General features: G+C 63.8%; 21 protein-coding genes and 1 other RNA gene. 16 read left to right on the top strand and 6 right to left on the bottom strand.

Translation table 11 applies throughout. The features are described from left to right. The first annotated feature begins 19 nt into the window (after positions 1-19). Together lgt and CSQ93_RS10870 are read left to right on the top strand one after the other, a co-directional pair. Positions 20-850 carry a prolipoprotein diacylglyceryl transferase gene (gene lgt, locus CSQ93_RS10865; RefSeq protein ID WP_099378046.1) on the top strand — a complete coding sequence of 277 codons (831 nt, stop codon included), beginning with the start codon at positions 20-22 and terminating at the stop codon, positions 848-850. Positions 851-1007: 157 nt separating this feature from the next. After that, positions 1008-2504, top strand: a complete 1497-nt coding sequence (locus CSQ93_RS10870; RefSeq protein ID WP_099378047.1) for a GGDEF domain-containing protein — start codon at positions 1008-1010, stop codon at positions 2502-2504. Here CSQ93_RS10870 and CSQ93_RS10875 read toward each other — a convergent pair. From CSQ93_RS10875 to CSQ93_RS10895, 5 genes are all read right to left on the bottom strand, one after another. Beyond that, entirely contained in the window at positions 2501-2965 is a 465-nt protein-coding gene (locus CSQ93_RS10875) for an EVE domain-containing protein (RefSeq protein WP_099378048.1), read from the bottom strand. The two genes, CSQ93_RS10870 and CSQ93_RS10875, sit on opposite strands and share 4 nt — an antisense overlap. Before the next feature lie 79 nt (positions 2966-3044). Beyond that, a non-coding RNA gene (gene ssrS, locus CSQ93_RS10880) (6S RNA) lies at positions 3045-3222 on the bottom strand. A 54-nt stretch (positions 3223-3276) separates the two neighbouring features. Then, a complete protein-coding gene (locus CSQ93_RS10885) occupies positions 3277-3588 on the bottom strand; it encodes a cell division protein ZapA (protein WP_034747344.1) in 312 nt (103 codons plus the stop codon). After that, positions 3588-3851, bottom strand: a complete 264-nt coding sequence (locus CSQ93_RS10890; RefSeq protein WP_099378049.1) for a DUF904 domain-containing protein — start codon at positions 3849-3851, stop codon at positions 3588-3590. The genes CSQ93_RS10885 and CSQ93_RS10890 overlap by 1 nt, the downstream gene beginning before the upstream one ends. A 156-nt stretch (positions 3852-4007) precedes the next feature. Beyond that, positions 4008-4754: a hypothetical protein gene (locus CSQ93_RS10895; RefSeq protein ID WP_099378050.1), complete on the bottom strand. Its 747-nt coding sequence runs from the start codon at positions 4752-4754 to the stop codon at positions 4008-4010. Between the two features lie 534 nt (positions 4755-5288). On the opposite strand from CSQ93_RS10895, the gene groES reads away from it, so the two are divergent. The 5 genes from groES to CSQ93_RS10920 all read left to right on the top strand — a co-directional run bounded on the left by groES (position 5289) and on the right by CSQ93_RS10920 (position 10274). Next, positions 5289-5579, top strand: a complete 291-nt coding sequence (gene groES, locus CSQ93_RS10900; protein WP_010400979.1) for a co-chaperone GroES — start codon at positions 5289-5291, stop codon at positions 5577-5579. Between the two features lie 50 nt (positions 5580-5629). Then, a complete protein-coding gene (gene groL / locus CSQ93_RS10905) occupies positions 5630-7279 on the top strand; it encodes a chaperonin GroEL (RefSeq protein WP_010400981.1) in 1650 nt (549 codons plus the stop codon). A 231-nt stretch (positions 7280-7510) separates the two neighbouring features. Next, positions 7511-7987 carry a hypothetical protein gene (locus CSQ93_RS10910; protein ID WP_099378051.1) on the top strand — a complete coding sequence of 159 codons (477 nt, stop codon included), beginning with the start codon at positions 7511-7513 and terminating at the stop codon, positions 7985-7987. Between the two features lie 60 nt (positions 7988-8047). Then, complete coding sequence (locus CSQ93_RS10915) at positions 8048-8617, top strand: GNAT family N-acetyltransferase (protein WP_099378052.1); 570 nt, start codon at positions 8048-8050, stop codon at positions 8615-8617. 118 nt (positions 8618-8735) lie between these two features. Next, positions 8736-10274 carry a POT-type proton-dependent oligopeptide transporter gene (locus tag CSQ93_RS10920; RefSeq protein WP_199534363.1) on the top strand — a complete coding sequence of 513 codons (1539 nt, stop codon included), beginning with the start codon at positions 8736-8738 and terminating at the stop codon, positions 10272-10274. A 51-nt stretch (positions 10275-10325) separates the two neighbouring features. On the opposite strand, the gene CSQ93_RS10925 is transcribed toward CSQ93_RS10920, so the two are convergent. Continuing rightward, entirely contained in the window at positions 10326-11957 is a 1632-nt protein-coding gene (locus CSQ93_RS10925) for an alpha-D-glucose phosphate-specific phosphoglucomutase (RefSeq protein ID WP_099378054.1), read from the bottom strand. Positions 11958-12125: 168 nt separating this feature from the next. Here CSQ93_RS10925 and CSQ93_RS10930 point away from each other — a divergent pair, with 168 nt between their 5' ends. The 9 genes from CSQ93_RS10930 (at position 12126) to CSQ93_RS10975 (ending at position 21117) form a co-directional block, all read left to right on the top strand. Beyond that, a complete protein-coding gene (locus tag CSQ93_RS10930) occupies positions 12126-12611 on the top strand; it encodes a sigma-70 family RNA polymerase sigma factor (protein WP_199534347.1) in 486 nt (161 codons plus the stop codon). Beyond that, entirely contained in the window at positions 12611-13717 is a 1107-nt protein-coding gene (locus tag CSQ93_RS10935; RefSeq protein WP_099378056.1) for a FecR family protein, read from the top strand. The genes CSQ93_RS10930 and CSQ93_RS10935 overlap by 1 nt, the downstream gene beginning before the upstream one ends. An 87-nt stretch (positions 13718-13804) precedes the next feature. Then, the gene (locus CSQ93_RS10940) at positions 13805-16201 is read left to right on the top strand and encodes a TonB-dependent siderophore receptor (protein WP_233516134.1); all 2397 of its coding nucleotides are present in this window, start codon (positions 13805-13807) and stop codon (positions 16199-16201) included. A 376-nt stretch (positions 16202-16577) separates the two neighbouring features. Continuing rightward, the gene (locus CSQ93_RS10950) at positions 16578-17324 is read left to right on the top strand and encodes a DUF4198 domain-containing protein (protein WP_099378058.1); all 747 of its coding nucleotides are present in this window, start codon (positions 16578-16580) and stop codon (positions 17322-17324) included. A 2-nt stretch (positions 17325-17326) separates the two neighbouring features. Next, positions 17327-17662 carry a DUF3649 domain-containing protein gene (locus CSQ93_RS10955; RefSeq protein ID WP_099378059.1) on the top strand — a complete coding sequence of 112 codons (336 nt, stop codon included), beginning with the start codon at positions 17327-17329 and terminating at the stop codon, positions 17660-17662. Beyond that, positions 17659-19281 carry a PepSY-associated TM helix domain-containing protein gene (locus CSQ93_RS10960; RefSeq protein ID WP_099378060.1) on the top strand — a complete coding sequence of 541 codons (1623 nt, stop codon included), beginning with the start codon at positions 17659-17661 and terminating at the stop codon, positions 19279-19281. The genes CSQ93_RS10955 and CSQ93_RS10960 overlap by 4 nt, the downstream gene beginning before the upstream one ends. Next, positions 19281-19634 (top strand): DUF3325 domain-containing protein, encoded by a 354-nt coding sequence (locus CSQ93_RS10965; RefSeq protein ID WP_099378061.1) that lies wholly within the window; start codon positions 19281-19283, stop codon positions 19632-19634. Before CSQ93_RS10960 ends, CSQ93_RS10965 begins: the two co-directional genes overlap by 1 nt. A gap of 5 nt (positions 19635-19639) precedes the next feature. Next, positions 19640-20167, top strand: coding sequence for a sigma-70 family RNA polymerase sigma factor (locus CSQ93_RS10970; protein ID WP_099378062.1), 528 nt, complete (start codon positions 19640-19642; stop codon positions 20165-20167). Then, complete coding sequence (locus CSQ93_RS10975) at positions 20164-21117, top strand: FecR domain-containing protein (RefSeq protein WP_099378063.1); 954 nt, start codon at positions 20164-20166, stop codon at positions 21115-21117. The genes CSQ93_RS10970 and CSQ93_RS10975 overlap by 4 nt, the downstream gene beginning before the upstream one ends. The last annotated feature ends 2 nt before the right edge of the window (positions 21118-21119 follow it).

A 21119-nucleotide genomic window follows, 5' to 3' on the forward strand; every position in this document is an offset into this window, starting at 1 on the left:
AAACAAAGAAAGAAACCCCATGCTGATACACCCGATGCCCGACCCGATAGCCATCCAGATCGGCCCGCTCGCCGTGCACTGGTACGGCCTGATGTATGTGCTGGCCTTCGCCCTGTTTATTATCCTGGGCCGCGTGCGCATCAAGCAGCCGCATATCGCCGTGCTGGGCTGGAAGAAGGAAGACCTCGATGACATGCTGTTCTACGGCATGCTGGGCGTGGTGATCGGCGGGCGCCTGGGCGAAGTGCTGTTCTACCGCCCCGAATACTTCATGCACAATCCGCTCGAGATCTTCATGGTCTGGCATGGCGGCATGTCCTTCCATGGCGGCTTCCTCGGCGTCATCCTGGCCATGTACCTGTGGAGCCGCAAGGCGGGCCGCAACCTGTTCGACGTGCTCGACTTCATCGCCCCGCTGGTGCCGCTCGGCTACGCGGCCGGCCGCCTGGGCAACTTCATCAATGCAGAACTGCCGGGCCGCATCGCGCCGGACACCCTGCCGTGGGCGATGCAGTGGCCAGGCATTCCGTATCCCGTGCACCCGTCGCCGCTCTACCAAATGCTGATCGACGGCATCCTGGTCTTCATCATCCTGTGGCTGTATGCGCGCAAGCAGCGCCCGCGCATGGCCGTCGGCGCCATGTTCACCCTGCTGTACGGCTGCGCGCGCTTCTTCACGGAATACTTCCGCACGCCTGACTGGGAAGTCGTGTGGCTCGGCGTGCCGATCACCTCGGGCCAGATGCTGTCCCTGCCGATGATCGTCGGCGCCATCGCGCTGCTGGTGTGGGCGTATAAAAGCCAGGTAATGGGCACGCCGCCCACCAAGGCCCGCCCGGCCAACACGTAAAACCGCTGTTCCCCGGTGGCGCGCCAGGCAGGCGCGCCACCCTCCCCTCCTCTGGCAACATTTCCCTAAAAACAGCAAGATTTCCGTATGGAATGGACTTGCTGTTGACATCTGGGTATCATCGTTTGCACGTGCCGCCACCGGGGAGTGCCTTGCCATGCCGCCTGCCGGGCAAAAACTGACATGCTCGATCGCGCTGGGCGCCGGCTATGTGCTGGCCCAGCTGACCTTGACGGCCTGGGCCGGCTCGCACGCCCCCTGGGTCAGCTATGCGTTCAGCATTGTCTCGCCCCTGCTGGCGCTGGCCGCCTGTTGCCGCTGCGCCTATGTCAGCGCGGCAGGCGCCGCCAGGACAGGCTGGGCCCTGTTCGCCGTGGCCATGCTGTTCTGGAGCTCGGGCATGATATTGTCGGCCTGGCAGGACCTGAGCGGACAAGTGGCCTCCGACGCCACGTATTTTTCCGATTTCGCCTATTTCATGTATGGCGCGCCCCTGTTACTGGCCATGTCGTCCGTGGCGCACGAGCATCCCTCGCGCACCCTGCAGTGGCTCGATGCCGTGCAAGTGCTGCTGGCAGCCTACCTGGCCTATACGGCCATCTTTTCCGTGTCGCCCTTCGAACAGCGCTCGATCGCACCGATTCCCGCCAGCCTGCTGGTGCTGACCTACAACGTGGAAAACCTGGCCCTGGCCTGTTGCGCCTCGCTGCGCCTGCTGGCGCACCGCCGCGATGGCGGGCAAGGCCGCTTTTATCTGTTGCTGACGGTATTTTTATGGTGCTATGCGGGCTGCGCGGCAGCATACAACTATCTGACCTTGCATGGCGTGACCGAGGCCTGGAGCGAGGTGCTGCCGGGCCTGCCGTTCCTGCTGCTGGTGCTGCTGTCCACGCGTGTCACGGCGGCGCAGACGGGGACGGAAACCGCACAGGCGCAGCGGACCCCGCAAAAGCTGACCCTGCTGATCGACAATTTCAGTCCCATCTTTTTTACGGCCGCCTTGCTGGGCCTGGGCTTTGCCGTCATGCGCGCGCATTTCTACCTGGCGGCGGCATCGCTGTTCGTCGCGCTGCTGGTCCACGCGCTGCGCTCGGCCACCCTGCAAAGCCGCTACATGCAAAGCGAACTGGCCTTGCGCGCGGCGCATGACAAGCTGGAAAAGCTGTCGCTGACGGATGGCTTGACGGGCATCGCCAACCGGCGCTGCTTCGACCAGACCCTGCAGCTGGAGTGGCAGCGCGCCGCACGCAACAATCAAGCGCTGGCGCTGCTGATCATCGACATCGATTTCTTCAAAAGCCTCAACGACGGCTTCGGCCACCCGTATGGCGACGCCTGCCTGGTGCAGATCGCGGCCGCCCTGCATTCCGCGCTGCCGCGCGCCAGCGACCTGGCGGCCCGCTTCGGCGGCGAGGAGTTTGCCGCCATCCTGCCCGCCACCGATCGCGTGGGCGCGCTGGCCGTGGCGCACAAGATGCAGGAAGCGATCGCTGCGGCCGCCATCGTCCACGCGCCGTCGCGCGGCGGCCTGGTGACGGCCAGCATCGGCCTGGCCCTGAATGACGCAGGACAGACGCCGGAGCAATTGCTGGCCTCTGCCGACCAGGCCCTGTACCGGGCCAAGCAGAATGGTCGCAACCGGGTCGAAGGCTAACTTGTCAGCTTGCCGGTAATGACTTTCCATTGCGCCGGCGTCACGGGCGTGATCGACAGCCGGCTGCCCTTCTTGAGCAGCAGCATGTCTTCCAGTTCCGGCATCTGGCGCATCTCGGACAGGGGCAGCAGCGCCGTCTTCTTCACGCCGCGCACGTCGACGCTGACCCAGCGCGGCTGTTCTGGCGTGGCTTTCGGGTCGAAGTATTTGCCGCCCTCTTCAAACTGGCTGTGATCGGGATAGGCGCCGCTGGCCACTTCGGCCACGCCCGCCACGCCCGGCTGCGGGCAGCTCGAGTGATAGAACAGCACGCCATCGCCCGGCTGCATGCCATCGCGCATGAAGTTGCGCGCCTGGTAATTGCGCACGCCAAACCAGGGCATGGTGTGCTGCGGCGCCGCCATCAGGTCGTCGATGCTCACTTCATCGGGTTCGGATTTCATCAGCCAGTATTGTTTCATGTTCACTCCCTATCAAAAGCAACAGGCGTAAAAAAACGGTTGCGCATCGATGCTGCAACCGTTTTCTTTGTACTACAAATTGGGCCCCGCCTGTGCCGCTATGCCGGCATCCCGAACCAAACGGTTCAAGGTGGTCACGTTAGTTCAATTTCGGGTTCGTCGAACGAGCGACGCTCACTCCCATCAAACAAAATTCGCAACCGATGCGCATAAATGGTTCAAGGAATATATGGCAATCGCGAACACCGCAGGGTAGACCCAAGTTTACTCCTTTGCTCGCGCATCGCAAAGACAAATCGTCGCGTGCACGCTTAAAAAAGGTTTTCCTGGGGCGTCAGAGCGCTATCCAATACCGTGTGCATGGCCGAGATTTTCTGCTTCACTTCCAGTATCGTCAATTCCGACAGCGGACCTTGCGGCGACTTCACGGAAAGGAATTCAGCGGCCACGCCCAGGGCGGCCAGCACGGCGATGCGGTCGTTGCCCTTGACCTTGCCCGCGTCGCGGATGGCCTTCATTTTGCTATCGAGATAGATCGCCGCTTCGCGCAGCGCGCGCTCTTCGCCGTCGCGGCACACCATGCTGTAGGACTGGCCCATGATATTGACATCGACACGCGGCATTACGCTTCCTTCTCGTTCTCGGCAATATAGGCGCCCGCTTCCGAAGCGGCTTGCTCCAGGCCAGCTTGCACCAGTTCGGGAATTTTTTCCAGCAACGCTTCCACCCGCTCCTGCGCCTCGCGCATGCGTTGCACATACTGCGCGTTATCTGCGGCCAGCGCGGCATTGTCCTTGCGCAGTTGCGCGTTCTCACGGCGCAGCGCATGGGTCATTTCGGCCAGCAGGCCTATTTTGTCGGATAATTCGTTGAATTCGGAAATCATGCCGCCACTATAGGGCGGACGCTCCATGGGCGTCAATCGAATCACGCCGCTGTCACACATATTTACATCAATGCAGGGCAGTTGGCGGACAATACACGCTTTTTCCGGCGCTTTTCGCCAAGTGCACGCATCCGCCAGCGCCGCGATGGCCGCGTTTTACTCGTCGACGTAATCGGGTTCGATATCGAGGCCGCCATAGCGGTTTTCGCAAGAGCGGCGCGTCAGCGTCTGTTCTCCGCCCTTGCCGTCAAGCACCATCGTCAAGTCGCGGCAAGTACGGCTGTAGCTGCCAGGTTTGGCGTCCGTACGCGAGGGCGTCAGTCGCACTGCCAGCGGCACCGCATTGCCCAGTCCCTTGTTGCTCCACTGGCGGCTCTTGCCATCCTCTTCATCTTTCAAGGTGCGCACGGCGGCCTTCAGCAACGATGCTTGTTCTTTTGCATTCAGCTTGGCGATGGTGACGTCGGACAGGAACGGCGGATACACGACGGGCGCCGGGTCCTTGCCCTGCACATCCCATTTCCCGCTGTTCTGCGAACAGGTGCGGCGGCTCAGGTCCTGCGACTTGCCGCCCGCCGTGACGACGAATTTCAGGTCGCGGCAGACATGCGCCTTCAGGCTGTGCTCCGTCATGCCCGAGTTGCTAAAGTTATACGTGACTTTCACCAGCACACCGCTGTCGCCGCCGTTGTCCCACACATGGGCTTCCTGGTCGTCGTCGTCCTTGTTCAAGTCGTTGAACAAATCGCCCAGCAGCATCTCCTTTTCCTGCGGCGTCAGGGTCGCCACGGTGATTTCGTCGGCGATGGTGGGCGTTTGCGCAGCGGCATTACCCAGACAGGCGAGGCCGATGACGGTGGCGCCCAGCAGGCGCAGGGCGGGACGGGAAGGCGGAAATGGCATGGTGTGCTTTCTGATGCAAGTGGTGATCTGAGGCGATATTGATATGCAATTGCAATCATCTTATCAAATTTCATAGTCAAACTCTGTTTCCTGTGCGTACAGGAACGCCCCCTCTCCGGACGGCATGCTAGAGTCGCGCCTGTTGCTGACGCCCGGGAACGAGGCTTGCGCCAGCGCAAACCCTGCGTAAATGCAGGCTGCGCAGAACGTCTATGCTTATCTTCCCGGAGAATAAGCCCTTGAATAAGCCCCCTACCGTCCCTATAATTAGCACTCGTTAGTAGAGAGTGCTAACAAACTCTTTCGTAGCAATCCTCAGGACTGATGGTGCTTGCCAGACCACTGCAGGGAACGCTACGCGGCGGGCGACGCCGCGATGCACCACTGCCGGATACAGGCAAGGACAGGATGACATGGGGTTTGCTTGACCGTTGCGGGCTGCTTTCAACGGCGGTCACTGAAAGCAGGCCTGGCGCTGTGCCAGGCATGTATTCATTTAGCAACACCTATCCATTGAACTTTAAGGAGTTTTGTATGAATCTGCGCCCATTGAACGATCGCGTCATCGTCAAACGCCTCGACCAGGAAACCAAAACTGCGTCCGGCCTCATCATTCCTGATGCAGCTGCTGAAAAACCGGATCAAGGCGAAGTCCTTGCCGTAGGCAATGGCAAGATTCTCGACGACGGCAAAGTCCGTCCTCTGGATGTCAAAGTGGGCGACCGCGTCCTGTTCGGCAAGTACGCCGGCCAAACCGTCAAAGTTGACGGCGATGAGCTGCTGGTCATGCGCGAAGAAGACATCATGGCGATCGTCGTCAAGTAATTGTTTCCACGTTGTAGACAGATACATCCCGAAACTCAGGAGAATTGAACATGGCAGCTAAAGAAGTAGTATTCGGCGACGCAGCGCGCGCCAAGATGGTCGAAGGCGTCAACATCCTCGCCAACGCAGTCAAAGTAACGCTGGGCCCGAAAGGCCGCAACGTGGTCCTGGAGCGCTCGTTCGGCGCCCCTACCGTCACCAAGGATGGTGTATCGGTAGCGAAAGAAGTTGAACTCAAAGACAAGCTCATGAACATGGGCGCGCAAATGGTCAAGGAAGTTGCTTCCCGCACCAGCGACAACGCCGGCGACGGCACCACCACCGCGACCGTGCTGGCACAAGCCATCGTGCGCGAAGGCATGAAGTTCGTTGCCGCCGGCATGAACCCGATGGACCTGAAGCGCGGTATCGACAAAGCTGTTGCAGCGACCGTCGAAGAACTGGCGAAAATCGCCCGTCCTTGCACCACGACCAAGGAAATCGCCCAGGTTGGCGCGATCTCGGCGAACTCGGACTACTCGATCGGCGAGCGTATCGCTGAAGCGATGGAAAAAGTCGGCAAAGAAGGCGTGATCACCGTTGAAGACGGCAAGTCGCTGAACGACGAGCTGGACATCGTTGAAGGCATGCAGTTCGACCGCGGCTACCTGTCGCCATACTTCATCAACAACCCAGAGAAACAAGTTGCCGTACTGGACAGCCCATTCGTCCTGCTGTGCGACAAGAAAATCTCGAACATCCGTGACCTGCTGCCGGTACTGGAACAAGTCGCAAAAGCTGGCCGTCCACTGCTGATCATCGCAGAAGACATCGAAGGCGAAGCACTGGCAACCCTGGTTGTGAACAACATCCGCGGCATCCTGAAAACTTGCGCAGTGAAAGCCCCTGGCTTCGGCGACCGTCGCAAAGCCATGCTGGAAGACATCGCTGTCCTGACCGGCGGCCAAGTGATCGCTGAAGAAGTCGGCCTGACCCTGGAAAAAGTGACCCTGGCCGAACTGGGCCAAGCGAAACGCATCGAAGTGGGCAAGGAAAACACCATCGTTATCGATGGCGCCGGCGAAGCTGCCTCGATCGAAGCACGCGTAAAACAAGTGCGTGTACAGATCGAAGAAGCGACCTCGGACTACGACCGTGAAAAACTGCAAGAGCGCGTAGCCAAACTGGCTGGCGGCGTTGCCGTGATCAAGGTTGGCGCAGCCACCGAAGTCGAAATGAAAGAGAAAAAAGCCCGCGTTGAAGATGCACTGCACGCGACCCGCGCTGCCGTGGAAGAAGGCATCGTGCCAGGCGGCGGCGTAGCCCTGCTGCGCGCACGCGCCAACATCACGGTCAAGGGCGACAATCCTGATCAAGACGCTGGTATCAAGATCGTCCTGCGCGCAATGGAAGAACCACTGCGCATGATCGTGCAAAACGCTGGCGAAGAAGCTTCGGTCGTCGTGGCAGCCGTACTGGCTGGCACGGGCAACTACGGCTACAACGCTGCCAACGGCACGTATGGCGACATGGTTGAAATGGGCGTCCTGGACCCAGCCAAAGTGACCCGTTCGGCGCTGCAAAACGCCGCTTCGATCGCTTCGCTGATGCTGACGACCGACTGCATGGTCTGCGAAATCGCTGACGACAAAGCAGGCGGCGGCATGGGCGGCGGCATGGGTGGTATGGGCGGCATGGGCGGCATGGACGGCATGATGTAATGTCCGGCATCCCCACGCGCAGGCGACGGCGCGCAGGGATGCATACGCCGGGGAGAAACAGCAGACCAAAAGCTGCCTGTTCTTCCCCGGCAGCCCCGAAAAGCTATCTTCTACGGAAGGTAGCTTTTTTTTCGCCTGTTGGCCTGTTGATTTGGCAAGCCCCGCGATTGCCGGCCTGTGCATTTTGCTTTAGCATGGCCGCCATCATCCCTCTTTCTCACGCCCACCATCATGCCGCCACGCGCCTCCTCTTCCAAAACCACCATCATCGCCGGCATCCTGGCCGGCTTGCTGGCCGCCGGGCTAGTCGCTTTCTACCTGCACCAGCAGTCCGCGCCGCACGAGGGCAATGCCCCGGCCGCGAGCAGCAACGCTGCGGCGCCGGAGCAGAACGCGCACGCCGTCGATGCCTTGCTGGCTTTGCCGGAAATCAAGGCCTGGTCGGCGCATATCGAAAAGGCTTCGGGCGGCCGCGCGCACGGCGCCGTGATGGAAACGTCGCCCGAGACGCGCCTCGTCGATGGCGTCGCCAGCTACCAGCTGAGCTTTTTCGAAAGCACGCCCGATGCGGCGCACCGCTGGGAAAGCTTTGTCGTGACGCCCGATGGCAAGCGCATCCTCGTCGACGACATCGTCAGCGGCGACCTGATCAGCCTGGAACAATGGCGCAAGGACAACGCGCCCATGCAACGCGTCGCCACGCAGTAACTACGTCGGCGTTGTAGCGCAAGCTTTACTTTCTGGCATCAACGCCCGATACTCGCCCACATGCCCGCCATCACTATCCGCCCCCTCACGCCAGACGACGCCAGCGCCTACCGCGCGCTGCGCCTGGCAGGCATCGCCGAACTGCCCACCGCCTTCTGCACCACGCATGCGGCGGAAAGCGGCTTGCCGCTGGCACAGATAGCCCAGCGCTTGCACGCCACTTCCCACCAAATAATATTTGGCGCTTTCAATGAAGAACAATTGATCGCCATGGCCGGCCTGCGCCGCGAGCCGATTGCCGTCGTGCATGACAAGGCCAGTCTGTGGAGCGTGTACGTGGCGCCGCAGGCGCGCGGGTGTGGCGCGGGACGGCAACTGGTGCAGGCGGCCATTGCACACGCCTGCAGCGTGCCCGAACTGGCCCGCGTGCGCCTGGCCGTGGCGCAGGACAACCACGCCGCATTGACCCTGTACCTGGACTGCGGCTTTACCCTGGAGGACTGTCCCGCAGCGGATGGCATGCTGCATATGCAGCTGTTGCTGCCCCGCCCGGTTCGTGCAAGTGCCAGTGCAAGTGCCGAAAGTAATGTCTTTATGAAAATCAATACCTTACAAATCCCTGCGAAATAGCGGACAGGCCGTTTTTTCTGTTGCAAGCAAACGCGGCAGGCCTTAGCATCGCGGCTTACAAAAAAAACTTGGGGGAGAGCCAATGTCATCGGCCGAGACACAAACCGCCACGGGCAAAATGCCGCGGCAAATACCGTACATCATCGCCAACGAAGGCTGCGAACGCTTCAGCTTTTATGGCATGCGCAACATCCTGACGCCATTCCTCATCAGCACCTTGCTGCTGATGATCCCGATCGACCAGCGCACGGGCGAAGCCAAGCACGTGTTCCACACCTTCGTCATCGGCGTGTATTTCTTCCCGCTGCTGGGCGGCTGGCTGGCCGACCGTTTCTTCGGCAAGTACAACACCATCTTCTGGCTCAGCCTCGTGTATTGCGCCGGCCATGCCTGCCTGGCCCTGTTTGAAAACAGCGTCAACGGCTTCTATTTCGGCCTGTTCCTGATCGCCTTCGGTTCCGGCGGCATCAAGCCGCTGGTGGCTTCGTTTGTCGGCGACCAGTTCGACCAGACCAACAAGCACAAGGCCAAGCTGGTATTCGACCTGTTCTACTGGATCATCAACTTCGGCTCCTTCTTCGCGTCGCTGCTGATGCCGATGTTCCTGCGCGACTACGGTCCGTCGATCGCCTTCGGCATCCCCGGCATCATGATGCTGGCCGCCACCATCGTCTTCTGGATGGGCGCCAAAAAATACGTGCATGTGCCGCCGGCGCCACCGAATCCCGATTCGTTCACCCGCGTGGCCCGCACGGCCCTGCTGGCCCGCGTCGATGGCGGTTCGCGTCCCGGCCTGTACGTGGCCTACGTCGGCGTCATCGGCGCCCTGTATGCGTTCTACAGCATTCCCGAATGGGGCTTCGTGATTGCGGCGTGTACCGCGCTGGTATTGCTGCTGGCCTTCGGCAGCATCGGCACGGCCATGCAGCTGGAACGCGCACGCGGCATCCACCCCGACGAAGCCGTCGAAGGCGTGCGCGCCGTACTGCGCATCCTCGTCATCTTCGCCCTCGTCACGCCCTTCTTCTCGCTGTTCGACCAGAAGGCATCGACGTGGATCGTGCAAGCGAACACCATGGAAAAACCAAGCTGGTTCCTGCCGGCGCAGATGCAGGCGCTGAACCCGATGCTGGTGATGTTGCTGATCCCGTTCAACAACCTGGTGCTGTACCCGATGCTGAACCGCTTCGGCCTGGAAGCGACGGCCCTGCGCCGCATGACGGCCGGTATCGGCTTTTCCTCGCTGGCGTGGATCGTCATCGGTCTGCTGCAACTGGCCCTCGACAGCGGCAATGCCGTCTCCATCATGTGGCAGATCCTGCCATACGCCCTGCTGACGTTCGGCGAAGTGCTGGTCTCGGCGACGGGACTGGAGTTTGCCTACAGCCAGGCGCCCGTGTCGATGAAGGGCGCCATCATGAGCTTCTGGAATCTGTCGACCACGGTGGGCAACCTGTGGGTGCTGATCGTCAACCGCAGCGTCATGAACGAAGGCGTGATCGGCAAGATCGCCGAAAGCGGCATCAGCGTGACAGCCTTCCAGATGTTCTTCTTCGCCGCCTTCGCCGCCGTGGCCATGCTGGCCTTCGGCCTGTATGCGAAGCGCTACAAGATGGTGGACAACTACCGCCAGGCGGTGATCCCGGCGAAAGCATGATGCCAGTTTGATCTGCCGCAATCAAGAAGGGCGCCCTCGGGCGCCCTTTTTTTACGTCGTCACCGTCGGCCCATCGCGCCCCGTGCGCTCACGGATCTGCGCCAGCTGCCCGGCCACGGCAATCAGCCCCGCCAGCGCTTCCTGGGTCGGGATGGCGTGCCGGGCCGGATCGGCTTCGTAGCGCTCCAGGTACAGGCGCAGGGTGGCGCCTTCGGTGCCCGTGCCGGACAGGCGCAGCACGATGCGCGCGCCGTCCGTCATGATGATGCGGATGCCCTGCTGCGTCGCCACGGAGCCGTCGACAGGGTCCGTGTAGCTGAAATCGTCGGCCAGCGCCACCGTGTAGCCATTGGCTGCCTGGCCAGGCAAGGCGGCCAGCTGGCCGCGCACGGCCTCCATCAGCTGCGCCGCGCCGGCGCTGTCGATGTCTTCGTAATCGTGGCGCGAGTAATAGTTGCGGCCATATTCCGCCCAGTGCGCGCGCACGATCTCTTCCACCGATTGTTTTTTCGCTGCCAGCAGGTTGAGCCAGAACAGCACGGCCCACAGGCCATCCTTTTCGCGCACGTGGTTCGAGCCCGTGCCGTAACTTTCTTCGCCGCACAAGGTGGCCATGCCGGCGTCGAGCAGGGTGCCGAAGAACTTCCAGCCCGTCGGCGTCTCGTGGCACGGTATGCCCAGCGCGCTAGCGACCCGGTCGGCCGCGCCCGACGTGGGCATGGAGCGGGCGATGCCCGTCAAACCGTCGCGGTAGCCGGGCGCCACCGTGGCGTTGGCGGCCAGGATGGCCAGGCTGTCCGAGGGCGTCACGTCGAAGCGCCGGCCGACAATCATGTTGCGGTCGCCGTCGCCGTCCGAGGCGGCGCCGAAGTCCGGGGCATCGTCGCTGGCCATGCGCGTAATCAATTCCTGCGCGTTGACGGGGTTCGGGTCCGGATGGCCGCCGCCGAAGTCTTCGAGGGGAACACCGTTGATGACGCTGCCCTTAGGCGCGCCCAGCATGCCTTCCAGGATGGCCATCGCATAAGGGCCGGAAACGGCGTGCATGCCGTCAAAGCAGATGCGCAGGCCGCCCGCGAACAGGGCGCGGATGGCGTCGAAGTCGAACAGCTGCTGCATCAGTTCCGCGTAATCAAGCACCGGATCGATCACTTCGACCGTCATCTGCTCGATGCGCGCCACTCCCAGGGTGTCGAGGTCGATGTCGGCAGCGTCGCTGATGCGGTATTCGGTGATCGTTTGCGTGCGCGCAAACATGGCCTCGGTGACCTTTTCAGGTGCCGGGCCGCCATTGGCGATGTTGTACTTGATGCCGAAATCGCCATCGGGGCCGCCCGGATTATGGCTGGCCGACAGGATGAGGCCGCCGCTGGCGCCATGCTTGCGGATCACGCAGCTGACGGCCGGCGTCGACAAAATGCCGCCCTGCCCCAGCAGTACGCGCGCGTAGCCATGCGCGGCCGCCATGCGCAGCACCGTCTGGATGGCCGCGCGGTTGTAGTAACGTCCGTCGCCGCCCAGCACCAGGGTCTGGCCGCGGCAGTCGCCCAGCGTGTCAAAAACGCTCTGCACGAAGTTTTCCAGGTATTGCGGTGCGCTGAAGACAGCCACCTTCTTGCGCAAGCCCGAGGTGCCAGGCCGCTGGCCGGCCATCGGTGCCGTATTGATGATTTGAATAGTCATCTTGCCTCCCTATCAATTTCCGATGGTAACGCAGGCCAGGCAAGCGGCAAAGCGTTGTACGTCTGCCACGGTGCGCCAAGCCGCTTAACACGACATCGCGGCATGCCATATAATGAGAATCATTCTCATATGCGGCATTCCTGGCTGCGGACTCATACATCGGACGCCGTGGTTGCACGCTATTACCAAGAACTGTTGAACTTTTGCTGGCGCAGCTTGCGCAACCGCGAGGCTGCGGCCGACCTGGTGCAGGAAAGCTATGCGCGCGTGCTGGGCGAGGCGGCCGTGCGCGAACCGCGCGCGCTGCTGTACCACACGGCGCGCAACCTGCTGGTCGACCAGCACCGCCGCGCCGCCGTGCGCCAGCACGAGGAACTCGACGCCCTGCCGGAGGCCGCGCATCCGGCAGGGCCCCGTCATTTGCAGCCGGAACAGGCGCTCGAAAGCAGCCAGGACTGGCAAGCCTGCGTGGCCGCCATCGACGCCTTGCCGCCCCGCTGCCGCGACGCCTTCGTGCTGCACGTCTTCGAGGAATTGCCGCACGCGCAAATCGCCGCGCGCATGGGCATTTCCGTGAGCATGGTGGAAAAACATATCGCGCGCGGCATGCTCAGTTGCCAGGCGCAGTTGCGTTCTCTGCGGGAATGCGCATAATGCCGTCCATGACCGCCCACCCGACCCGCCATGATTTCGGCCCCTCCGCCCAGGAGCAGGCGGACTTGCGCGAGTACGCCGACTTTGCCGCCACGCAAGACGGCGTGGCATTGGCTGCCGCCACCTGGTTCAGCCGGCGCGGCAACTTCGATGCGCAGCAACAGGCCGAGTTTGCCGCCTGGCTGGCGGCCGATGCGCTGCACGCGCAAGCATATGCGCAGCTGCAACAGACCCACCGCACGGCGCGCCGGATTCCCGCGCAGGTCGCCGCGCGCTGGGCCGTGCCCCAGGCAGCGCCAGCGCCATTTCTCCGCCGCCCGCTTCTGCGCTCCCTGCGCATGCTGCCGTATGCGGCGGCCGCCATGCTGCTGCTCGGCGTGGGCGCGGGCGCCTACCAGTGGTGGCAACAACCCACGTTCAGCCAGTCGTATGCCACCACGCGCGGCCAGCGCCTGGCCGTCTCGCTCCCCGACGGCAGCCAGGTGCAGCTCGATACAGCCACGCAATTGCACGTCACCCTGTACCGCCAGCGGCGCGAAGTGCGCCTGGCGCACGGCGAAGCGCTGTTCCAGGTGCAATCGAAACAAGGACAAGCGTTCGACGTGCTCAGCGGCCCCTTGACAGTGACGGTGGTGGGCACGCAATTTTCCGTGCGTAACACGCTGGCGCACGACGGCCAGCTGCGCGTGGCCGTGCAGCATGGCCAGGTGCGCGTGGCGGGCGCAGGACAAGAGCTGGTCGACCTGCGGGCCGGCCAGGGCGTCAGCAGCGATGCCAGCGGCCGCCTGTCCGCCGTCGCCAGCCTGGCCCCGGGCAGCGTGGCGCCATGGCGCAACGGCAGAATCACCTTCGACAATGTACCGCTGGGCGCGGCACTGGCCGAATTCGAGCGCTATGGCGACACGGGCTTCGTCGTGCGCGATCCCGCCGTCGCGCGGTTGCGCATCGGCGGCAGCTTCAGCCTGACCCAGCTCGACCGCTTCGCCGCCGCCTTGCCGCAACTCTTGCCCGTACAAGTCGTGCGCAGCGGCACCGTCAGCACCATCGGCATGGCGCCGAAAGCCGCTGCGCAGGCACCGGCCATGCAACTCCCAAAAAATAAATGAAAATAGTTCGCATTCGCAGGTGAGGGTTTTGCCCGCTGCCGCGTCTACCAAGTTAATCGACAATAAATTAACCTGGAGAAATGCAACATGTGGTCCCCCCGCCTCAATCTGACACCCGCCCCCTTCGCCCTGGCCGCCATGCTGGCCCTGGGTACCATTTCCCTCGCCCACGCGCAAACGGCGCCCGCCGTCACACTGTCCATCGCCGCCCAGCCTCTGGGGCAAGCCCTGAATGAGCTGGCGCGGCAAGCCAATTTGCAACTGCTGTTTGCACCGGAACTGGTGGCCGGCAAGACGGCACCCGCCGTCAGCGGCACGCTCAGCGTGGCCGACAGCCTGGAACGCCTGCTGGCCGGCAGCGGCCTGGCAGCTGCCATCGACGGCAACAGCGTCATCATCCGCCCGGCGCCCGCCACCACGGGCAAGGTGGCGACCCTGGCGGAAATCACCGTCAGCGCGCGCCAGGAGGCGACGACGGATACCGAGCTGACGAAGTCGTATGCGGCACAGGCAGTGAGCATCGGCAAGGGCCGGCAAAGCCTGCGCGAGATTCCCCAGTCCGTCTCCGTACTGACGCGCCAGCAACTGAACGACCAGAATTTGCTGAACCTGGACGACGCCATGCGCGGCGTGACGGGCATCACCGTCGAAGCGAGCAGCACGGGCGGCAACCACGGCAATTTTTATTCGCGCGGCCATGCGCTGGACTCGGTACAGGTCGATGGCGTAATGACGCCGGCCAGCACGGGCAACGACCTGTCGGCCGGCTTCGGCCTGGCCATCTATGACCGGGTGGAAGTGCTGCGCGGACCGGACGGCCTGTTCCAGGGCGCGGGCGACCCGGGCGGCAGCATCAACCTGGTGCGCAAGCGGGCGCGCGACACCTACACAGCCAGCGGCGTGCTCAGTGCAGGTTCCTGGGACCGCTACTATGCGGAAGCGGACGTCACGGGCCCCTTGAGCGCGGACGGCAAGGTGCGCGGCCGCCTGGTGGCCGCCTACGAACACCGGCGCTCCTTCGTCGATCATGTGTATGCGGAAAAACCGCTGCTGTACGGCACCGTTGCCGTCGATGTGGCGCCGGGCACCGTGCTGACGGGCGGCGTCACCTATCAGGAATACAAGGGCCGTCCCGCCTTCGGCCTGCCCGCCTATGAAGACGGGCGCCTGCTCGACGTGCCCCGCTCCACGTACCTGGACCCGGCCTGGAACCACATCACGGAAAAAGTTACGGAATATTTTGCCGAACTCGATCACAAACTGGACAACGGCGGCCAGTTCAAGGTGACCGCCCTGTACCGCGAACAGGACGAACCATCGCGCCATTTCGGCTGGCCCGATTGTTCGGCAGACCCTGTCACGGGCGAGAGCTGCCTGATCAGCTGGACCTACCGCAGCCACTGGAAAACGCAGGGACTCGATGCCTGGCTGGCGACGCCGTTCCAGGCGTTCGGCCGCAGCCACGACCTGATCGTGGGCGCCGACTACCGCCAGGTGCACAAGAATTTCCAGTATGGTGGCGGCGACACTGCGCCGATCAACATCTTCCATCCGGATAACAATATCGCCCGGCCCAGCTACACTTTTACTGACGGCAACGACAATCGCACCAAGCAGTTCGGCCTGTACGCGCGCACCCGCCTGCAAGCGACGGACCGGCTCGCCGTCAACCTGGGCGGGCGCCTGACGCACCGGAACAACCATACCGTCAACCGCAATGCCTATTTCAACCAGTTCACCGATGTCAGCAACACCATCAATGCGAAATTCACGCCGTACGCGGGTCTGGTCTATGAACTCGACAAGCAGGTCTCGGCCTACGGCAGCTACACGCGCATCTTCTCGCCCCAGATCACCACGGACGCTGCTGGCCAGCCCCTGAAGCCGCGCACGGGCCAGCAATTCGAGCTGGGATTGAAGGCGGAACTGTTCGACAAGAACGTCAATGCGCATGCGGCCCTGTTCCGCATGGAAGACGAAAACCGCGCCATGCCCGATCCGGCCAACCCGCTGTTTTCCATCGGCGCCGGCAAGATGCGCAACCAGGGCGTGGAAGCCGAGCTGAGCGGCAGCCCCCTGCCGGGCTGGAACATCACGAGCGGCTACTCCTACACCAGCACACGCACCCTCGAAGGCAGCGATGAGCAGAAGGCCCAGCTGTACACCTTCATCGCGCCACGCCATAATTTCAATCTGTGGACCAATTACCGGTTGGCCGGCGCGCTCGATAAAGTCAGCGTGGGCGGCGGCTTGCGCAGCGTCAGCAGCATGTACCGCCTGAACGGCCCCGTGAAATTCGAGCAGGGTCCCGTCACCACGGTGGGCTTGCAGGCTGGCTACCGCCTCAGTCCCAAGCTGGAGCTGTCGCTGACGGTGAACAACCTGTTCGACAAAAAATACTACACGCGCGTGTGGGCCGCCTATGGCTCCAACTTCTATGGCGAACCACGCAATGCCATGCTGACCCTGCGCGGCCAGCTGTAACGCCTGCGCTTGCGCGCTTGCACGGCCACCGCGTCAGTACGGTGGCCGTGCTCGTTTACAACATCGCACTCTTGCATGTCTCGCAACCTCACACTATAATAAGAATAGTTCTCATTCACATTTGGATTCCGTTCGGAGTCCGCATCCCGCATTCCCGCCTGCCATCGACCGGCCAGGACGGCGTGGCTGATGCGCAGCTGGATGACACGCTGCGCCAGCCAGGCATCCCTGCCAAGCAAGCCTTCCCGTATCAATAACGCAAAAAGGTAGTTTCATGGCGCGAGCACGCTCGCTGGCCGGCGCTGCCGCCGCCACTTTCCGGTATGTTGCACCGCTGCGACAACCACGTTTCTCACCACAAACTAAGGCATACACCATGCACCTCACTTCCATCGCGCGCCTCGGCGCCCTCGCCACAGCCCTGCTGGGCGCGGCCCTCGTTTCCGGCACGGCCAGTGCGCACCAGATCTGGCTGCAGCAGGACGGCAAGGCGGCCAGCGTGTACTTCGGCGAATTCGGCGACAACCTGCGCGAAGCATCGCCCGGCCTGCTGGACAAGTTCAGCATCAAGAACGTGACGTGGGTGTCCGCCAAGGGCGCGCAACCGCTGCAGGCGAGCAAGACGGCCGGCGCCTTCATCCTGAATGGCAAGGTGGGTGCCGGCGAAAGCATCATCGTCGAGGAAGACAACTACCCGTCGTGGGAAGAGAAGAAGGATGGCAAGGCCACGCGCACCATGTGGATCCCGGCCGCGCGCCTGGTCGCCGATAGCAAGGCGCAAGCACCCGCGCTGACCCTGGACCTCGTGCCGACCGGCAAAGCAGGCCAGTTCCAGGTCAGCTACCAGGGCAAGCCGCTGGCGCAAGCCAAGGTCAACGCCGTGGTGCAATCGGGCTGGGGCAAGGAAGCGTGGAGCGATGCGCAAGGCCTGGTCAGCTTCCCGCTGCCATGGAAAGGCACCTATGTGCTGGAAGTGCAGCACACGGACAAGACGGCTGGTCAGCGCGGCACGCAAGCCTATGACAAGGCCATGTTCGTGACGACCCTGAGCCTGGTGCAGCCGCAAGGCGTGACGCCGCTGCCGGCCGGTCCGGCCCTGCCACCGAGCAAGGATCACGACTGACCATGCCAGCGCCAGCCATCATTAAAATGCCGCGCCTGCGGCTCTCCGCCGGCGCGGTGTACCGCCTCGGCGTGGCTTCGCGCAGCGTCGCGGCCATCGTTGGCGGCTACGTGCTGGCCGCGCTGGTCACCATGCTGCTGTCGGTGAGCCTGCCCATGGCCCGCTCCGAAGCCGTCATGACGGCCACCCTGCTGTCGTTTGCCATCTATACCTGCGCCGTGATGTGGGTCTTCGCCACGCGCAGCGCCCTGCGCGCCTGGCTGGGCCTTCTGATGCCGGCCGCCGTCATCGCCGCCATCCTGCAGTGGATGGACGCACTATCCTGGAGTCTCGCATGAAAGAAGGTTTCCGCCAGTCGATGGCATGGCTGCACACCTGGTCCGGCCTGCTCGTCTGCTGGATCTTGCTGCTGGTGTTTTGCGCCGGCACGGCCAGCTACTACCGCAATGAAATCACCCTGTGGATGCAGCCCGAACTGCACGGCGCCGCCGCCAGCCAGGTGTCGACGGAAGTGGCGGCCAAGGTCGCGCAACAAGCGATGGAAGAGCGGGCCACGGGCGCCACGCGCTGGTTCATCAGCCTGCCCGGCGAGCGCAATCCCGCTACCCAGCTGGGCTGGAGCAAACCGGCGCAACCCGGCGAAAAGAAACGCGGACGGCGCGGCAATTTTCATAGCGAAAAAGCCGACCCGGCCACGGGCGAGGTGCTATCGAAGCCGCGCGAGACGCGGGGCGGCGAATTCCTCTACCGCCTGCATTTCGACCTGCACTACATGCCGGCCATCTGGGCTCGCTGGATCGTGGGTTTCTGCGCCATGTTCATGTTCGTTTCCATCATCAGCGGCATCGTCACGCACAAGCGCATCTTCAAGGACCTGTTTACCTTCCGGCCGAAAAAAGGCCAGCGCTCGTGGCTGGACGCGCATAACGTGACGGCTGTGCTGGCCCTGCCCTACCACATCATGATCACCTACACGGGCCTCGTCACCCTGATGTTCCTGTACATGCCTTCCGGCGTCACGGCCGCCTACAAGGGCGACCAGGATGCCTTCTTTGCCGAAGCCTTCCCCGGCCGCTCGGGCGACAGCAAGCCGGCCGGCGTGGCCGCGCCGCTGACGTCGCTGGCGCCCCTCGTGCGCCAGGCGGAACAGCACTGGGGCGGCGGCAAGGTCGAGCGCATCTCCGTCAATCACCCGGGCGACGCCAACGCCACCATTTCGCTGACGCGCGCCGGTGGGCGCGACATGTCGTCGAAGCAGCCGTCGATGGAATTCGATGGCGTGTCCGGCAAGCTGTTGTCGAGCGACGGCGAGGCACAGCCCGGCGCGGCCGCCACGCAAGGCGTGATGGTTGGACTGCACGTCGCGCATTTCGGCGGCCCGCTGCTGCGCGCCCTGTTCTTCCTGTCCGGTCTGGCCGGCTGCGCCATGGTCGCCACGGGCGCCCTGCTGTGGGCCGTCAAGACGCGCCAGAAGCAAGCCAAGGCGCTGGCCGCCGGCAAGCGCGCCAGCTTCGGCCTGCGCCTGGTCGAAGCGCTCAACATCGGCGCCATCGCCGGCATTCCGATCGCCTTCGGCGCCTACTTCTGGGCCAACCGCCTGCTGTCGGTGACGATGGAAGACCGGCCAAAAGAGGAAATCGCCTGCTTCTTCGGCGCCTGGGCCCTGGCCGCCATCATCGCCCAGCTGCGCCCCTCGCGCGCCATGTGGCGCATGCAGCTGGCCGCCGGCGCCTTCCTGCTGGCGTCGCTGCCCGTGCTGAACGTCTTCACGACCAATTCGCACCTGGGCGTGACCCTGTTCCTGGGCCGCGGCCCCGTGGCGGTAGCCGCTTTCGACCTGGTGGTGCTGGTGCTGGGCCTCGGTCTTGCGTATGCGGCGTACAAATTGAAACCGCTGCCCGTGAAGGCGGCCAAGGCAGCACCGGCCAAGCCGGCAACCACGATGGAGGCCGCGTGATGGAATTGTTAGCCAATTTCCTCGTCTTCGCGCTGTGCTATGCGGGCCTGTCCTCGCTGTGCCTGGCGATGGACCGCCATTACGCCGACCTGCACGGACGCGGCGCCGAACCGCCCGCGCCGCTGCGCCGCCGCCTGCAGTGGTCCGGCTGGCTGGCGCTGGCGGCCGGCCTGGCCTGGGCCATGCACATCGCCGGCGGCGGCTACGGCCTCGTCTACTGGGTCGGCAGCCTGACGGGCTGCGGCTTGCTGCTGATCTGGCTGCTGCCGTATGCGCCGCACCAGGCCATGCGCCTGGCGCGCGTCATTGGCGTGGCATCCGTGCTGGCCGCCGTCGCGCTGGCAGTACGGTAACGATCATGGCCATGCCACCCCTGCTGTCCACGCAGCTGGAAAGCCATTACCGCGCACACCACGGCTGGCTGGTGCACTGGCTGCAACGGCGCCTGGGCAATGCCGCCGAGGCCGCCGACCTGATGCAGGACACCTTCGCGCGCCTGCTGGCCGGCGCGCCCATGCAGCCGCAAACGCCGGCCCTGCGCGCGCCCAAGGCTTACCTGGCGACCGTCGCCAAGCATCTGCTGATCAACCACTTGCGGCGCCAGTCGCTGGAACGCGCGTGGCTGGCCGCGCTGGCCGCCCTGCCCGAACAGCATGTGCCATCGACCGAGCGGCGCGCAGAAATCCTGCAGGCGCTGCAAGCGGTCGATGCCATGCTCGACGGCCTGAAACCGAAGGTGCGCGCCGTCTTCATCCTGGCGCAGATCGAAGGCCATGCCTATGCGGACATCGCCGCGCAGCTGGGCATCGGCGAACGCTCCGTGAAGCGCTACATGGCCGAGGCGCTGACCGAATGCGTGCTGCTGGCGCCGGACTTGCCAGCATGAGCGCGGCCGCTTCGCCATCTCCGCCGCTGTCGCGCAAGGTGGCGCGCCAGGCCGTCGAATGGTATTTACTGGAGCAGTCGGGCCAAGCCACGTCGGACGACCTGGCCGCCAGCGCACACTGGCGCGCACGTCACCCGGAACATGCACGCGCCTGGAACAGGGTGCAGCAGGTGAGCCAGACGGCGAATTTGCTGCCGCCGGAGCTGGCCGTGCCCGTGCTGCGCCGGCCGCAGCGCCGCGTGGCCGTGCAAGTGCTGCTGGCGCTGATGGCGGCGCCCGCCGCCTGGCTGCTGGTGCGCCACGAGATGCTGGCCGATTACCGCAGCGGCGTGGGCCAGCGGCGCGAGGTGTCCTTGCCCGATGGCGGCATCCTGGTACTCAACACGGACAGCGCCGTCGATGTGGCGTATGGCGCCGGTGAACGGCTGCTGACCCTGCGCCGCGGCGAAGTGCTGGTGCAGACGCGCCCCGATCATGCAGGCAGCCGCCCTTTCATCGTCGCCACCTGCCATGGCCGCATCCGCGCCCTGGGCACGCGCTTTACCGTGCGCGTCGACGACGACAGCAGCCGCGTGACTGTACTCGAAGACGCGGTGGAAATCACGCCGCGCGCGCCGTCGGCCACCGTCCGCACGCTCATGGCGGGACAGCAAAGCCGCTTCGACGCCAGCCACGCCGGCCTGCCCACGCCGGCGCCGCTGCAAGCCGATGCGTGGACGCGCGGCATGCTGGCGGCGCAGGACATGCGCCTCGATGCCTTCGCCTTCGAGCTGTCACGCTATCGCCCCGGCCTGCTGCGCGTGGAACCGCAAGTGGCAGGCTTGCGCCTGACGGGCGCCTTCCAGCTCGACGACACGGACGCCGTGCTGGACAGTCTGGCGCGCATGCTGCCCGTCGACATGCTGTACCGCTCCTCGTACTGGGTCACCATCGCGGCCCGCAAAAAATAATG

Source organism: Janthinobacterium sp. BJB426, from assembly GCF_002735705.1.
GTDB lineage: Bacteria > Pseudomonadota > Gammaproteobacteria > Burkholderiales > Burkholderiaceae_D > Janthinobacterium.

Bases quoted from the DNA above. Each gene is read 5' to 3' on its own strand.
- lgt (WP_099378046.1), top strand. From the start codon at position 20: ATGCTGATACACCCGATGCCCGACCCGATAGCCATCCAGATCGGCCCG.
- CSQ93_RS10870 (WP_099378047.1), top strand. From the start codon at position 1,008: ATGCCGCCTGCCGGGCAAAAACTGACATGCTCGATCGCGCTGGGCGCC.
- CSQ93_RS10875 (WP_099378048.1), bottom strand. From the start codon at position 2,965: ATGAAACAATACTGGCTGATGAAATCCGAACCCGATGAAGTGAGCATC.
- CSQ93_RS10885 (WP_034747344.1), bottom strand. From the start codon at position 3,588: ATGCCGCGTGTCGATGTCAATATCATGGGCCAGTCCTACAGCATGGTG.
- CSQ93_RS10890 (WP_099378049.1), bottom strand. From the start codon at position 3,851: ATGATTTCCGAATTCAACGAATTATCCGACAAAATAGGCCTGCTGGCC.
- CSQ93_RS10895 (WP_099378050.1), bottom strand. From the start codon at position 4,754: ATGCCATTTCCGCCTTCCCGTCCCGCCCTGCGCCTGCTGGGCGCCACC.
- groES (WP_010400979.1), top strand. From the start codon at position 5,289: ATGAATCTGCGCCCATTGAACGATCGCGTCATCGTCAAACGCCTCGAC.
- groL (WP_010400981.1), top strand. From the start codon at position 5,630: ATGGCAGCTAAAGAAGTAGTATTCGGCGACGCAGCGCGCGCCAAGATG.
- CSQ93_RS10910 (WP_099378051.1), top strand. From the start codon at position 7,511: ATGCCGCCACGCGCCTCCTCTTCCAAAACCACCATCATCGCCGGCATC.
- CSQ93_RS10915 (WP_099378052.1), top strand. From the start codon at position 8,048: ATGCCCGCCATCACTATCCGCCCCCTCACGCCAGACGACGCCAGCGCC.
- CSQ93_RS10920 (WP_199534363.1), top strand. From the start codon at position 8,736: ATGCCGCGGCAAATACCGTACATCATCGCCAACGAAGGCTGCGAACGC.
- CSQ93_RS10925 (WP_099378054.1), bottom strand. From the start codon at position 11,957: ATGACTATTCAAATCATCAATACGGCACCGATGGCCGGCCAGCGGCCT.
- CSQ93_RS10935 (WP_099378056.1), top strand. From the start codon at position 12,611: ATGCCGTCCATGACCGCCCACCCGACCCGCCATGATTTCGGCCCCTCC.
- CSQ93_RS10940 (WP_233516134.1), top strand. From the start codon at position 13,805: ATGTGGTCCCCCCGCCTCAATCTGACACCCGCCCCCTTCGCCCTGGCC.
- CSQ93_RS10950 (WP_099378058.1), top strand. From the start codon at position 16,578: ATGCACCTCACTTCCATCGCGCGCCTCGGCGCCCTCGCCACAGCCCTG.
- CSQ93_RS10955 (WP_099378059.1), top strand. From the start codon at position 17,327: ATGCCAGCGCCAGCCATCATTAAAATGCCGCGCCTGCGGCTCTCCGCC.
- CSQ93_RS10960 (WP_099378060.1), top strand. From the start codon at position 17,659: ATGAAAGAAGGTTTCCGCCAGTCGATGGCATGGCTGCACACCTGGTCC.
- CSQ93_RS10965 (WP_099378061.1), top strand. From the start codon at position 19,281: ATGGAATTGTTAGCCAATTTCCTCGTCTTCGCGCTGTGCTATGCGGGC.
- CSQ93_RS10970 (WP_099378062.1), top strand. From the start codon at position 19,640: ATGGCCATGCCACCCCTGCTGTCCACGCAGCTGGAAAGCCATTACCGC.
- CSQ93_RS10975 (WP_099378063.1), top strand. From the start codon at position 20,164: ATGAGCGCGGCCGCTTCGCCATCTCCGCCGCTGTCGCGCAAGGTGGCG.